The organism is Streptomyces melanosporofaciens, from assembly GCF_900105695.1.
Classification (GTDB): Bacteria; Actinomycetota; Actinomycetes; order Streptomycetales; family Streptomycetaceae; genus Streptomyces; species Streptomyces antimycoticus.
In genome coordinates this window covers 8,175,518-8,188,027 of sequence record NZ_FNST01000002.1, presented here as the reverse complement: position 1 = coordinate 8,188,027, position 12,510 = coordinate 8,175,518, and the positions used below count along the sequence as shown (strand labels likewise).

General features: G+C 71.5%; 14 protein-coding genes and 1 pseudogene. 7 read left to right on the top strand and 8 right to left on the bottom strand.

Annotated features, from left to right (window positions below):
- Positions 1-12: 12 nt before the first annotated feature.
- The 3 genes from BLV72_RS37345 to BLV72_RS37335 all read right to left on the bottom strand — a co-directional run bounded on the left by BLV72_RS37345 (position 13) and on the right by BLV72_RS37335 (position 2,077).
- Complete coding sequence (locus BLV72_RS37345; RefSeq protein WP_342030700.1) at positions 13-189, bottom strand: hypothetical protein; 177 nt, start codon at positions 187-189, stop codon at positions 13-15.
- A 188-nt stretch (positions 190-377) separates the two neighbouring features.
- On the bottom strand, positions 378-1,289 hold the full coding sequence (locus tag BLV72_RS37340; RefSeq protein ID WP_093467957.1) for an SDR family oxidoreductase: 912 nt from the start codon (positions 1,287-1,289) through the stop codon (positions 378-380).
- A 2-nt stretch (positions 1,290-1,291) separates the two neighbouring features.
- A complete protein-coding gene (locus BLV72_RS37335; protein WP_093467955.1) occupies positions 1,292-2,077 on the bottom strand; it encodes an SDR family oxidoreductase in 786 nt (261 codons plus the stop codon).
- Positions 2,078-2,150: 73 nt separating this feature from the next.
- Here BLV72_RS37335 and BLV72_RS37330 point away from each other — a divergent pair, with 73 nt between their 5' ends.
- The 4 genes from BLV72_RS37330 to BLV72_RS37315 are packed head-to-tail and all read left to right on the top strand — an operon-like array spanning position 2,151 to position 5,597.
- Positions 2,151-2,918, top strand: a complete 768-nt coding sequence (locus BLV72_RS37330; protein ID WP_093467954.1) for an enoyl-CoA hydratase family protein — start codon at positions 2,151-2,153, stop codon at positions 2,916-2,918.
- On the top strand, positions 2,915-3,781 hold the full coding sequence (locus BLV72_RS37325; RefSeq protein WP_093467952.1) for a CoA transferase subunit A: 867 nt from the start codon (positions 2,915-2,917) through the stop codon (positions 3,779-3,781). Before BLV72_RS37330 ends, BLV72_RS37325 begins: the two co-directional genes overlap by 4 nt.
- The gene (locus BLV72_RS37320; protein ID WP_093467951.1) at positions 3,778-4,536 is read left to right on the top strand and encodes a CoA-transferase subunit beta; all 759 of its coding nucleotides are present in this window, start codon (positions 3,778-3,780) and stop codon (positions 4,534-4,536) included. The genes BLV72_RS37325 and BLV72_RS37320 overlap by 4 nt, the downstream gene beginning before the upstream one ends.
- Positions 4,533-5,597: an NAD(P)H-dependent flavin oxidoreductase gene (locus tag BLV72_RS37315; protein WP_093467949.1), complete on the top strand. Its 1,065-nt coding sequence runs from the start codon at positions 4,533-4,535 to the stop codon at positions 5,595-5,597. Before BLV72_RS37320 ends, BLV72_RS37315 begins: the two co-directional genes overlap by 4 nt.
- 81 nt (positions 5,598-5,678) lie before the next feature.
- Here BLV72_RS37315 and BLV72_RS37310 read toward each other — a convergent pair whose 3' ends face one another.
- The 3 genes from BLV72_RS37310 to BLV72_RS37300 all read right to left on the bottom strand — a co-directional run bounded on the left by BLV72_RS37310 (position 5,679) and on the right by BLV72_RS37300 (position 8,309).
- Entirely contained in the window at positions 5,679-6,836 is a 1,158-nt protein-coding gene (locus BLV72_RS37310) for an acetyl-CoA C-acetyltransferase (protein ID WP_093467948.1), read from the bottom strand.
- 24 nt (positions 6,837-6,860) lie between these two features.
- A complete protein-coding gene (locus tag BLV72_RS37305) occupies positions 6,861-7,448 on the bottom strand; it encodes a TetR/AcrR family transcriptional regulator (protein ID WP_093470773.1) in 588 nt (195 codons plus the stop codon).
- Positions 7,449-7,517: 69 nt separating this feature from the next.
- Complete coding sequence (locus BLV72_RS37300) at positions 7,518-8,309, bottom strand: SDR family oxidoreductase (RefSeq protein WP_093467946.1); 792 nt, start codon at positions 8,307-8,309, stop codon at positions 7,518-7,520.
- Positions 8,310-8,449: 140 nt separating this feature from the next.
- Here BLV72_RS37300 and BLV72_RS50520 point away from each other — a divergent pair.
- From BLV72_RS50520 to BLV72_RS37285, 3 genes and pseudogenes are all read left to right on the top strand, one after another.
- Positions 8,450-8,858, top strand: a pseudogene (locus BLV72_RS50520) (enoyl-CoA hydratase-related protein); the annotation flags it as partial.
- Positions 8,858-10,027 carry an acyl-CoA dehydrogenase family protein gene (locus BLV72_RS37290; protein WP_093467945.1) on the top strand — a complete coding sequence of 390 codons (1,170 nt, stop codon included), beginning with the start codon at positions 8,858-8,860 and terminating at the stop codon, positions 10,025-10,027. The pseudogene BLV72_RS50520 and the gene BLV72_RS37290, both read left to right, overlap by 1 nt.
- A complete protein-coding gene (locus tag BLV72_RS37285; protein WP_093467943.1) occupies positions 10,027-11,016 on the top strand; it encodes an acyl-CoA dehydrogenase family protein in 990 nt (329 codons plus the stop codon). Before BLV72_RS37290 ends, BLV72_RS37285 begins: the two co-directional genes overlap by 1 nt.
- Positions 11,017-11,187: 171 nt before the next feature.
- Here the strand turns inward: BLV72_RS37285 and BLV72_RS37280 are convergent, their stop codons facing one another.
- A complete protein-coding gene (locus tag BLV72_RS37280) occupies positions 11,188-11,913 on the bottom strand; it encodes an SDR family NAD(P)-dependent oxidoreductase (RefSeq protein WP_093467942.1) in 726 nt (241 codons plus the stop codon).
- 118 nt (positions 11,914-12,031) lie between these two features.
- Positions 12,032-12,457 carry a MarR family winged helix-turn-helix transcriptional regulator gene (locus tag BLV72_RS37275; protein ID WP_093467940.1) on the bottom strand — a complete coding sequence of 142 codons (426 nt, stop codon included), beginning with the start codon at positions 12,455-12,457 and terminating at the stop codon, positions 12,032-12,034.
- Positions 12,458-12,510 lie beyond the last annotated feature (53 nt).

Here is a 12,510-nt window from a genome sequence, read left to right as displayed (position 1 = left end):
TCGCCGCCGCGCCTATGCATGGATCAACAGCCCCTCGCACTGCCCGTCGTCCGCGCGGACGGCCACCGCGCCGGTACCACCGCCGCGCCGCCGCATCTCGTAGGCCGGCCTCTGCACCATGCGCGCACCCGACATGCCGACCGGATGCCCGAAAGCCGGCGCCCCGCCGTTCACATCGCCCCGCCCCAAGGGGAGACCCAGTGTTCACGCGGCCTCGGCCGCGACTCCGGCCGACTCCTCATGGATCTCGAAAGGCGCGAGATCCGGCACCCCGAGCGTGCCGCCGCGCCGCCGAGCGTCGCGCACCGCGCCCGCCTCAGGTCCGAACCGGGCTCCGTCCACCGAAGCGCCGTGAGCGCCGATCGGCCGCGGGCCGCTCATCGGCTGCCATAGACCGGTTGTGGGATTTCCGAGGCGGCGAGCAGCCCCAGCGCCGCCTCGCCCGCCTCCGCCGGACTCCAGCGGGCCCCTTTGTCCGCGGTCGGTCCGGGCCGCCAGCCCTCCATGACGGTGATCCGGCCGCCCTCCACCTCGAAGACGCGTCCGGTGACCCCTGTGGAGGCGGCTGAGCCCAGCCAGACGACCAGCGGGGAGACGTTCTCCGGGGCCATCGCGTCGAATCCGCCCTCGCCCGGCGCCGCCATCGTCTCGGCGAAGGTGTGCTCGGTCATGCGGGTGCGCGCGGCCGGGGCGATGGCGTTGATCTGGACGCCGTACCGGCCCATCTCGGCGGCGGCGACGAGCGTGAGGCCTATGATTCCGGCCTTCGCGGCGGAGTAGTTGCCCTGACCGACACTGCCGAGCAGGCCGGCGCCCGAGCTGGTGTTGACGACCCGCGCCTGGGGCGTCCGGCCGCCCTTCGCCTCGGCGCGCCAGTGTGCGGCGGCGTGTTGGAGCGGCAGGAAGTGGCCCTTGAGGTGGACCCGCATGACGGCATCCCAGTCGTCCTCGTCCAGATTGACGAGCATCCGGTCGCGGAGGAACCCGGCGTTGTTGACCAGGGTGTCGAACCGCCCGAATGCCTCCAACGCGGTCGTGATCAGCGAGGCGGCGCCGTCGGTGGTCGCGATGTCGCCGCCATGTGCGACCGCATCGCCGCCCAGGGCCCTGATCTCGTCCACGACCCGCTGGGCCGGACCGTCCGTCTCCGCGGCGCCGTCCAGTCCCACACCGAGATCGTTGACCACCACCTTCGCTCCCTCGGCGGCGAGGGCGAGCGCGTGTGCCCGGCCGAGTCCGCGGCCGGCCCCGGTGACGGCGGCGACGCGTCCGGAGCAGATTCCGGTCATCTTCAAGTCTCCTTGTTGGCAGTGGCGGCGTCGAGGAAGGCGGGGCGTTCCCCGCCGCCGTGGACGAGCAGGCTCGCGCCGGAGATGTACGCGGCGCGGTCGGAGGCGAGGAAGACGCAGGCGTCGCCGACCTCGGAAGGCTCCGCGAGGCGCCCGAGCGGCACGGTGCGGCCGACGGCAGCGACGCCCGCATCGTCTCCGTAGTGCAGGGGGGAGAGTTCGGTGCGGACCATGCCGAGGACGAGCGTGTTGATCCGTATGGTCGGTGCCCACTCCACGGCCATGGAGCGGGCGAGGCTCTCCAGTCCCGCTTTGGCGGCGCCGTAGGCGGCGGTGCCCGGGGAGGGGCGGGTGCCGCTGACGCTGCCGATCATGGTGATCGAACCGCCTGCCGTCTGGCGGCTCATCACCTCGTACGCGGCGAGGGAAGCGGTCAGCGGGGCGAGCAGGTTCAGCTCGATCACCCGGGCGTGCCGCTCGGGCCCGCCGTTGCCCAGTGTCCGGAACGGAGTGCCCCCGGCGTTGTTGACGAGGCTGTCAAGCCGTCCGTGGTCGGCGGCCACCCGGGCGAAGAGTTCCCTCACGGCTTCCGGATCGCGCAGGTCGACGGGGAGGAATCGGGCCGTGCGGCCATCCGCCTCCACCGTCGCGTCCGGGGTTCTGCGTGCGCAGACCACGACCTCGGCGCCCGCTTCGAGGAAGGCCCGCGCGATCCCCGCACCCACACCCCGGGTGCCGCCGGTCACTACGGCGACCCGGCCCGACAGGTCGCAAGCCACGCTCACCATGAACCTCCCGCTGTCCGCGATCCGCTGCTACCGTACCTAACAAATGCTTGGTAGAAAGGTAGCTGATGCGCTCATGGGTGTCTCCACCTCCGAGACGGAAAAGGGCGTCGCCGTTGTCACCGTCGACTTTCCGCCCGTCAACGCCCTGCCTGTGCGGGGCTGGTACGACCTGGCCGACGCGATACGCGTGACGGGCGGGGACCCTGACGTGCGGTGCGTCGTGCTCACGGCCGCCGGACGCGGCTTCAACGCGGGCGTCGACATCAAGGAAATGCAGCGCGACGACGGCCACGGCGCCCTGATCGGAGCCAACCGCGGCTGCTTCGAGGCGTTCGCCGCGGTGTACGAGTGCGACGTCCCGGTCGTCGCGGCCGTACAGGGCTTCTGCCTTGGTGGCGGCATCGGACTGGCGGGCAACGCCGACGCGATCGTGGCGAGCGAGGACGCGGTCTTCGGGTTGCCGGAACTGGACCGGGGCGCGCTGGGGGCCGCGACCCATCTGGCACGGCTGGTCCCCCAGCATCTGATGCGCGCCCTCTACTACACCTCGCGCACCGCCACCGCCGAGGAGCTTCATCGGCACGGCTCGGTGTGGAAGGTCGTCCCGCGCGCGGAGTTGCGCAGCGCGGCCCTGGAGCTGGCCCGCGAGATCGCCGCCAAGGACGGATATCTGCTGCGGCTGGCCAAAGCCGCCATCAACGGCATCGACCCCGTGGACGTCCGGCGCAGCTACCGCTTCGAGCAGGGCTTCACCTTCGAGGCGAACCTCAGCGGGGTCGCCGACCGCGTCCGCGCCGCCTTCGGCACGGACAAGGACAGAGGCCAGGAGGGGCAGTCATGAGCAGGGACAAGACCATGACCGCCGATGAGGTCGTCGCCCGCTTGGAGAGCGGCATGACGATCGGCATCGGCGGCTGGGGATCGCGGCGCAAACCCATGGCTCTCATACGGGCCCTCCTGCGCTCGGACATCGCCGATCTGACCGTCGTCTCCTACGGCGGCCCGGACGTCGGCCTGCTGGCCGCCGCCGGGAAAATCCGCAAGCTGATCGCGGCGTTCGTCACGCTCGACTCCATACCCCTCGAACCGCACTTCCGCTCCGCCCGGGAGCGCGGCGCGTTCGAGATGACGGAGCTGGACGAGGCGATGTTCATGTGGGGGCTGACCGCGGCCGGGCACCGTCTGCCGTTCATGCCGATCCGGGCGGGCCTCGGCTCGGATGTGATGAGGGTCAACCCGCAGCTGCGCACGGTGCGCTCCCCGTACGACGACGGCGAGGAACTCGTCGCCGTCCCCGCACTGCGCCTGGATGCCGCGCTCGTCCACCTCAACCGGGCCGACGCGCAGGGCAACGGCCAGTACCTCGGGCCCGATCCCTACTTCGACGACCTGTTCTGCGAGGCCGCGGACCAGGCGTATCTCTCCTGTGAACGGATCGTGGACAGCCCGGAATTGCTCAAGGAACACGGTCCGCAGACCCTGCTGGTGAGCCGGGCGTTCGTCAGCGGAGTGGTCGAGGCCCCGGGCGGTGCGCACTTCACCTCATGCGTTCCCGACTACGACCGCGACGAGGTCTTCCAGCGGGCGTACGCGCAGGCCGCCGCCGATCCCGAGGCGTGGTGGAAGTTCGCCGAACAGTTCCTCTCGGGAGACGAAGACGCCTATCAGGCCGCTGCCGCGGCGTTCGCCAAGGAGGCCACATGAGCGAGAGCGTGACCCGGGCCGAATGCTGTGTGGTGGCCTGTGCCGAGGCGTGGCGCGGCGACGGGGAGATCCTGGCGAGCCCGATGGGCACCGTGCCCACGATCGGCGCGCGGCTGGCGAAGCTCACCTTCTCCCCCGACCTGCTGCTGACCGATGGTCAGGCGCTGCTGATCGGCGACGTCCCGGCGGTGGGCAGTGGTTCCCAGGTGACCGAGGGGTGGCTGCCGTACCGCCGGCACCTGGCGATGGTCGCCGGTGGGCGGCGCCACGTCATGATGGGCGCCGGCCAGCTCGACCGCTATGGCAACCAGAACATCTCGTGCGTCGGCGACTGGGCAAAGCCACGACGGCAGCTCCTCGGCGTACGCGGGGCCCCCATCAACACGCTGAACAACCCGACGAGTTACTGGGTTCCCCGGCACTCGCCACGCGTCTTCGTGGAGCGGGTGGACATGGTCTCGGGGGTCGGCTACGACCGGGCGGCGGCGGCCGAGCCCGTGACGACGCGCTTCCACGAGATCCGCCGTGTCATCACCGATCTGGCGGTCCTGGACTTCGCCACACCCGACCGCTCCCTGCGGCTGTGCTCGGTGCATCCCGGCGTCACGGTGCACCAGGTGCGGGAGGCCACCGGTTTCCCACTGACCGTCCCGGATGAGGTGCCGCACACCCGTAGGCCCTCGGCGGAGGAACTGCGCCTGATCCGGGAGGTCCTCGACCCGAAGGGGCTGCGCGACCGCGAGGTGAGGGCATGAACGGTGTCACGATCGCGACGTCACTGACGAAGCTGGTCGGGGTCCGCCATCCCATCGTCCAGACAGGCATGGGCTGGGTGGCCGGGCCCCGGCTCGTCTCGGCCACGGCGAACGCCGGTGCGCTGGGCATCCTCGCCTCGGCGACGATGACACCGGATCAGCTGCGGGCGGCGGTCCGCGAGGTCAGATCCCGTACGGACGCGCCGTTCGGGGTCAATCTGCGGGCGGACGCGGGGGACGCGGCCGAGCGGGTGCGGATCATCGTGGAGGAGGGCGTGCGGGTCGCCTCGTTCGCCCTCGCCCCCTCCCGCGAGCTGATCGCCCGGCTCAAGGACGCCGGAGTCATCGTGATCCCGTCCATCGGCGCGCGCCGGCACGCGGAGAAGGTCGCCGCCTGGGGCGCCGACGCGGTGATCGTCCAGGGCGGCGAGGGCGGCGGCCACACCGGCAACGTCGCCACCACCGTGCTGCTGCCCCAGGTCGTGGACGCCGTGGACATCCCCGTCGTCGCCGCGGGCGGCTTCTTCGAGGGCCGCGGCCTGGTCGCGGCGCTCGCCTACGGGGCGGCGGGGGTGGCGATGGGCACCCGATTCCTGCTGACGTCGGACAGCACCGTCCCACGCGCCGTGCAGGACCGCTATCTCCAAGCCTCGGTGCAGGACGTCACGGTCACCACGAAGGTGGACGGGCTCCCCCACCGGATGCTGCGCAGCGAACTGGTCGATGCCCTGGAGCGTTCCGGCCGGACGGCGGCGCTGCTGCGCGCCGTACGTCACGCCGCGTCCTTCAGGAAGCTGTCCGGCCTGAGCTGGGCGCGGATGGTCCGTGACGGTCTGGCCATGAAACACGGCAAGGAGCTCACCTGGAGTCAGGTCCTGCTGGCCGCCAACACTCCGATGCTGCTGCGGGCCTCCATGGTCGACGGCCGCACGGACCTCGGAGTGATGGCGTCGGGACAGGTCGCGGGCCTCATCGAGGACCTGCCGTCGTGCGCCGAGTTGGTCGAGAGAATCATGGCCGAGGCACATACCGCGCTGGGACGCCTGCCCCAGGCCACCTGAGCGCGCTGCGCACCAGCCGATCCGCGTGCCGCCGCCGACCCGAATGATCGGGTCGGCGGCGGCAGGCGGGTGGTGTGCGTGTCAGAGCCGTTCGATGATGGTGACGTTGGCCTGGCCGCCACCCTCACACATGGTCTGCAGACCGAACCGGCCCCCGGTGCGCTCCAGTTCGTGCAGCAGCGTCGTCGTCAGCTTGGTGCCGGTCGCGCCGAGCGGGTGGCCGAGCGCGATGGCGCCGCCGTTGACGTTGACCTTCTCCGGGTCCGCGCCGGTTTCCCTCAGCCACGCCAGCACGACGGGTGCGAACGCCTCGTTGATCTCCACCAGGTCGATGTCGTCGAGTGACATCCCGGACTTCTTCAGGGCGTAGGCCGTGGCCGGGATGGGGGCGGACAGCATCCGGATCGGGTCCTCGCCGCGCACCGACAGATGGTGGACGCGGGCGCGCGGGGTCAGGCCGTGCTCGGCGACCGCCCGCTCGGAGGCGACGAGCAGCGCGGAGGCGCCGTCGGAGACCTGCGAGGAGACGGCGGCGGTCAGCCGGCCGCCCTCGACGACCGGTGCCAGAGAAGCCATCTTCTCCAGTGAGGTGCCCCGGCGCGGCCCCTCATCGGTCGTCACCTTCCCGTACGGGATGAGCTCGCGGTCGAAGCGGCCCTCGTCGATGGCCCGTATCGCGCGCTGGTGGGAGCGGAGCGCGAACTCCTCCATCGCCTCCCGGCTGATGCCCCACTTCTCGGCGATCAGTTCCGCTCCGTAGAACTGGTTGACGGGCCGGTCGCCGTAGCGGGCCCGCCAGCCCTCGGAGCCCGCGTACGGGCCGTCGTCGAGGCCGAGCGGTTCGGCGGCCCGGCGGCTGGCGAAGGCGATGGGGATCATCGACATGTTCTGCACCCCGCCCGCGACCACCAGGTCCTGGGTGCCGGAGAGCACGCCCTGCGCGGCGAAGTGCAGGGCCTGCTGGGAGGAGCCGCACTGGCGGTCCACGGTGGTCCCGGGTACTTCTTCCGGCAGCCCGGCGGCCAGCCAGCAGGTGCGCGCGATGTCCCCGGCCTGCGGGCCGACGGTGTCCAGGCAGCCGAAGACGACGTCCTCGACGGCGGCGGGGTCGGCGCCGGAGCGCTCCATCAGCGCCTTCAGCACATGGGCGCCGAGGTCGGCGGGGTGCACGGCGGACAGGGCGCCGTCGCGTTTGCCGACCGGGGTGCGTACAGCTTCGACGATGAAAGCCTCGGGCATGGCTGCTGCTCCTTCGCGGGGTCTCTATGTCTGTACGGCGATCCCGTCCAGCACCATCGACAGGTACTGGCGGGCGATTTCCTCGGGGCTGTGCTGCCCGCCGGGCCGGTACCAGGACGCGGCGACCCACACGGTGTCCCGTACGAAGCGGTAGGTGAGCCGGGCGTCCAGGTCGGCGCGGAAGGCGTGGGCCACGACGCCGCGTTCCAACGTCCCCAGCCACGCCTTCTCGAACTTCTCCTGCGCTGCCGCGAGGTAGGCGAAGCGGGGCTGCGCGGACAGTTGCCGGGATTCCTTCTGGTAGATCGCCACGGCGGCGCGATGCCGGTCGATCTCCCGGAAGGACTCGGTGACCAGGGCCTCGATGGTCGCCCGGGGGGCGAGGTCCGCTTCCAGCACGGCGTCGTATCCGGCCCACAGCTCGTCCAGGAAGCCGGAGAGGATCTCGTCGAGCATCGACTCCTTGGAGTCGAAGTGGTAGTAGAGGCTGCCCGCGAGCATTCCCGCCGCGTCCGCGATCTGCCGGACGGTCGTCGCGCTGTAGCCCTGCTCGGCGAAGACGTCGGCCGCGACCGCGAGCAGTTCGGCACGCCGCGCGGGCGACGGGCTCATCGCGGGCTTCTTCTTGCCGGTCCCCGGCACCCTGGTGTTCCTTGTGTTCGACACCCGGCCATTGTCGTCTCACGCCCGCTGGCTGCTGACCGAGACGATCTCCCCGGTCATGTACGAGGAGTAGTCGCCGGCCAGGAAGACGATCACGTTGGCGACTTCCCAGGGCTCGGCATAGCGGCCGAATGCCTCCCGCTCGGTGAGCTCCGCCAGCAATTCGGCCGTGGTCACCTTCACCAGATGCGGGTGCATCGCCAGGCTCGGGGCGACCGCGTTGACCCGCACGCCGTAGTCGGCCGCCTCCACGGCGGCGCAGCGGGTCAGCGCCATGACTCCGGCCTTGGCGGCGGCGTAGTGGGCCTGCCCGGCCTGCGCGCGCCAGCCGACCACCGAGGCGTTGTTGACGATCACGCCTCCGGCGCCCGCCGACTTCATCCGGCGCAGCGCGGCGCGGGTGCAGCGGAAGGTGCCGTTCAGGGTGACGTCGAGGACCGTGCCCCACTGCTCGTCGGTCATCTCCGTGAGCGGGGCAGTGCCGCCGAGCCCGGCGTTGTTGACCACGATGTCGAGGTGCCCGTGCCGCTCCTCGGCGAGGTCGAGCAGGTCCGCGACCTGCCGCTCGTCGGTGACATCGCAGGGCAGGCCCGCGACCCGGTCGACGCCGAACTCCTCGGACAGCGCGTCGCACGTCTCCTTCAGCCGGCGCGCGTGGGCGTCACCGATGACGATGCGGGCGCCCTCGTCGAGAAATCTGCGCGCGGCGGCCCCGCCGATCCCGGCGCCCGCGGCCGCGGTGATCACTGCTGTGCGGCCGTCGAGCAGGGCGTGGCCGGGGACGTACGGGGGCGGGCCGATGGCAGTCATACAGGGACCTCCTCGAGCCTCGACGGCGCTTATGGCCGTACGGTAATCTACCAAACACTTGTTAGAAAAGGAGGAGTGTGCGGGATGCCCGCTGCCCATGACGAACCGGTGTGCCACGAGACACGGGGCCCGGTCGCACTCGTCACCACGAGGTCTATCCGGGCATGTGCCGACGGTGGCGTGAGCTGCCCAAGCTGGTCATCGCGTCGGTACAGGGCGCCTGCGTGGCGGGCGGCTGATGCTCGCCTGGATCTGCGACCTGATCATCGCCTCCGACGGCGCGTTCTTCGCCGACCCGGTGGTCCGCATGGGCAGCCCCGGCGTCGAGTATTTCGCGCACCCATGGGTGATGCCCCCGCGGATCGCCAAGGAGTTCCCCTTACACCGGCGAGCGGATGAGCGCACAGCGGGCGTACGAGGTCCAGATGGTCAACCGGGTCGTACCGCGCGCCGAACCTGCACCATCTCGCCCACGCGCACAACGCGGAGACCGCCCCCGACTCGCCGGGCGGCATGGACATCCGCGCGATGAAGGAGGCCGGCACCTGATGGATCTCGACTTCAGCACCGCCGAGAACACGTTCCGGGCCGAGGCCCGCGCCTGGCTCGGCGCGCATGTGCCCACCTCTCGCCTGCCCTCCCTGGAGACCGCGGAGGGGTTCGCCGCCCACCGGGAGTGGGAGCGCGCCCTCTTCGCGGACCGGTGGTCGGTCGTCTCCTGGCCCGAGGAATACGGCGGCCGGGGTGCCTCGCTCCTGCAATGGCTGATCTTCGAGGAGGAGTACTACGCGGCGGACGCACCCGGCCGGGTCAGCCAGAACGGCATCAATCTCCTCGCCCCCACCCTCTTCGAGCACGGCACACCGGAGCAGCGTGCCCGTGTCCTGCCGCCCATGGCGAGTGGCGAAGTCATCTGGGCTCAGGCCTGGTCCGAGCCGGAGGCGGGCTCCGACCTCGCGCGTCTGCGCTCCACTGCCAAGCGGACCAATGGCGGCTGGCGCCTGAGCGGTCAGAAGACCTGGTCATCACGGGCCGCCTTCGCCGACCGGGCCTTCGGCCTCTTCCGCAGTGATCCGGCGGCGGACAAGCCGCACCGGGGGCTGACGTATGTGATGTTCCCCCTGGACGCGCCGGGCGTGACGGTGCGGCCCATAGGACGCCTCGACGGCAAGCCCGCCTTCGCCGAACTCTTCCTGGACGGTGTCTTCGTACCCGACGAGGACGTCGTCGGAGAGCCGGGTGAGGGCTGGCGCGTGGCGATGAGCACCGCGGGCAGCGAGCGCGGGCTGACCCTGCGCAGCCCCGGCCGCTTCACGGCCGCCGCGGACCGGTTGGCGCGGCTGTGGCGCGATGAGGCCGACCCGGCGGACACGGCCCTGCGCGACCGCGTGGCCGACGCGGTGATCGGCGCCCGCGCGTATGAACTCTTCGCCTACGCGAGCGTCTCGCGGATCGCGGCCGGAGAGTCGATCGGCGCGGAGTCCAGCCTCAACAAGGTCTTCTGGTCGGAGCTGGACATCGCGCTCCACGAGACCGCCCTCGACCTGCTCGGCCCCTACGGGGAGCTCGCCGATGACGCCGCGGACGCGCCGGCACACGGTGGCTGGGCCGAGGGCTACACCTTCTCCCTCGCGGGACCCATCTACGCCGGAACCAACGAGATCCAGCGTGACATCATCGCCGAGCGGCTGCTCGGCCTGCCGAAAGGACGCCGGTGATGCGGTTCCTCCTCGACACCGAGCAGCGTGCGTTCGCGAAGACCCTGGACGGCATGCTCGGATCGTCGGACACACCGGGCACGATACGGTCCTGGGCGGCCGGGGACGCGGGCCCCGGCCGCACCCTGTGGAACCGGCTCGCCGAGGCGGGAGTCTTCGGCCTCGCCGTACCGGAGCGGCACGAGGGCCTGGGCCCACTGCCTGTCGAACTGACCGTCGCCTTCGCCGAACTGGGCCGCCACGCCGTACCGGGCCCGCTGGTGGAAACCGTCGCCGCGGCCGTCCTCCTCGACCGGCTCGGCGACCGCGCCTCCGCCGAGACGTGGCTGCCGCGGATCGCCGCCGGCGCGGCGCTCGTATCCCTGTGCGCGCCCGATGCCGGGAGCCCTTACGCGCTCGACGCGGACGCGGCAGACGCCGTGTTCGTCGTCGAGGACGACACCGTATGGCGGGCAGCGGGGTGCGGCCCGCTGCAGCGTTCCTCCGATCCGGCCCGCCGATTGTCCCGCCCGACGGGCGCGACGGTCCTCGTCGAGGGACCCACGGTCCGGGCAGCGACCGCGTACGCCACGGATGTGGCGGCCCTGACCACGGCCGCCCAGGCCCTGGGGCTCGGCCGCGCACTGCTGGACCATACCGTCGCGTACGCCGCCCAGCGCACCCAGTTCGGAGTGCCCATCGGCTCGTTCCAGGCCGTGAAGCACCGTCTGGCGGACGTTCTCCTCGCGCTGGAGTTCGCCCAGCCTCTGGTCCACTCCGCCGCCCTGGCCCTGGCCTCGGACGCCCCGTCCGCCCGCCGGGAGTGCGCGGCGGCGAAAGTGACCGCGGGCGAGGCGGCCTACGCCGCCTCGCGCACGGCCCTGCAGGTGCACGGCGCGCTCGGCTACACCGAGGAGCTGGATCTGTCCCTGTGGATCCGCAAGGCCCGTGCCCTCCGTGATGCCTGGGGAACCCCGGCCGCATGCCGATCCCTCGTCCTCGCGCCGTGAGCGGTGTCAGCGGGTGAGGGTGATCACGAAGGCATGGAACGAGCGGACGGGTGCCTCGGCCTCCGGTACCGCGACTTCGGGCTTGTCGGGCGGCGGCTCGGAGGCCCACGCCGAGGGGCTCCACGCCGTCGACGTGGAGCCCTCGGCGCTGCCCGCGGTGAGCGGTCGGAGTCAGAGTGCGGTGTCCGTCTCCTCGGCCAGCGTCTGCAGAAGGCGGTCCTGGAACGCCTCGTCGTGGACGGCGCGGTGCGGTTGCTGCCGCTGACGGTGGTACCAGTACCCGCCGGTGCTCAGGGCCTGGGGTTCCTCGCTCGTCGCGAGCCACTCCTGCGTCCGATGACCGAGTTCCAGATCGTCCGGTGCTCCTGGTCCGCCCATTTTGGTCGGCACCCAGCCCGGATCCACGGCATTGCTCAGCGTCCCGGGCCGCAGGCGGGCCACCGCGGCCGCGAGGGTCGTGACGAAGAGCTTGCTGTCGGAGTACGAGCCCGCCCTTTCGCCCCGCCAGTCGATCCCGGCGAGCGAGGGATGCCCGCGGAAGTGCGAGCTGCTGCTGAGGTACACCAGCCGGCGTGGCCCCGGCAGCAGGGCCGTGAGCAGGTACGGGGCGATGATGTTGACCGGCATGACGGGGCGTCCGCTCCACACGCCGGCGTTGTGGATGACCGCGTCCAGCGGCTGTGTGTCGTTCAGCTCGGCGGCGATATGCCGTAAAGCGTCACGGTCGGTGAAGTCGCCCACGACGAGATGGGCTCCCCGGCCGACCAGCGCGTCGAGGCCCGCCGCGCGCTCATGGTTCCGGGCGTGCACGATGACGTCGTGCCCCGCGGACAACAGGGAGTCCGCCGCGGCACGTCCGAGGCCGTCCGCCGAACCCGTCACCAGGATCCGGCTCACGAGCGCACCGCCCTGTACATGGCTGCTTCTCGCATAGGAGTGTTTTCCCTTTCGCTCGTGGTTGCCCGCCGATGCGGGCCGGGCGGCGGCGACAGCCCGACGTCCGGTGGGCGGAGCATCAGGCGAGCCTGTTTCCGGCGACGCGCAGCAGGAGCGTGTGCAGCGTCTTCCGCTCGGCGGGGGCGAGCGGGGTGAGCAGTTCGTCGGTCACCTCCTGACCCGCCTGATCGGTGTCGCGGAGGAACGCGCGGCCGTCCTCGGTAAGGACGACGATGCGGCTGCGGCGGTCGTCGGGGGCGGGGCGGCGCTCGGCGAAGCCCAGTTTCTCCAGGTCGTCCACCAGGCCGACGATCGCGCTCGGGTCGTAACCGAGCTGGGCGCTGAGTTCGCGCTGCAACGCGCCCTCACCCGTGGCGAGGAAGCGCAGCACGGCGTAGTGCCGCAGCCGCAGCCCCGACTCCTGGAGGAAGGTGTTGAACAACTGACCGGAGCGCAGGCCCAGGCGGTAGAGCAGATAGCCCGTGTCCGCGTGGAGCGCCCGCATCCACGGTTCGTCCGCGTCGATGGGGTGGGGGTCGTCGGTGTGCGGGCGGGTGA

Coding starts and splice junctions, on each gene's coding strand:
- BLV72_RS37320 (WP_093467951.1), top strand. CDS start 3,778: ATGAGCGAGAGCGTGACCCGGGCCGAATGCTGTGTGGTGGCCTGTGCC.
- BLV72_RS37335 (WP_093467955.1), bottom strand. CDS start 2,077: ATGGTGAGCGTGGCTTGCGACCTGTCGGGCCGGGTCGCCGTAGTGACC.
- BLV72_RS37340 (WP_093467957.1), bottom strand. CDS start 1,289: ATGACCGGAATCTGCTCCGGACGCGTCGCCGCCGTCACCGGGGCCGGC.
- BLV72_RS37285 (WP_093467943.1), top strand. CDS start 10,027: ATGCGGTTCCTCCTCGACACCGAGCAGCGTGCGTTCGCGAAGACCCTG.
- BLV72_RS37310 (WP_093467948.1), bottom strand. CDS start 6,836: ATGCCCGAGGCTTTCATCGTCGAAGCTGTACGCACCCCGGTCGGCAAA.
- BLV72_RS37305 (WP_093470773.1), bottom strand. CDS start 7,448: ATGAGCCCGTCGCCCGCGCGGCGTGCCGAACTGCTCGCGGTCGCGGCC.
- BLV72_RS37275 (WP_093467940.1), bottom strand. CDS start 12,457: ATGCGGGCGCTCCACGCGGACACGGGCTATCTGCTCTACCGCCTGGGC.
- BLV72_RS37290 (WP_093467945.1), top strand. CDS start 8,858: ATGGATCTCGACTTCAGCACCGCCGAGAACACGTTCCGGGCCGAGGCC.
- BLV72_RS37325 (WP_093467952.1), top strand. CDS start 2,915: ATGAGCAGGGACAAGACCATGACCGCCGATGAGGTCGTCGCCCGCTTG.
- BLV72_RS37300 (WP_093467946.1), bottom strand. CDS start 8,309: ATGACTGCCATCGGCCCGCCCCCGTACGTCCCCGGCCACGCCCTGCTC.
- BLV72_RS37330 (WP_093467954.1), top strand. CDS start 2,151: ATGGGTGTCTCCACCTCCGAGACGGAAAAGGGCGTCGCCGTTGTCACC.
- BLV72_RS37315 (WP_093467949.1), top strand. CDS start 4,533: ATGAACGGTGTCACGATCGCGACGTCACTGACGAAGCTGGTCGGGGTC.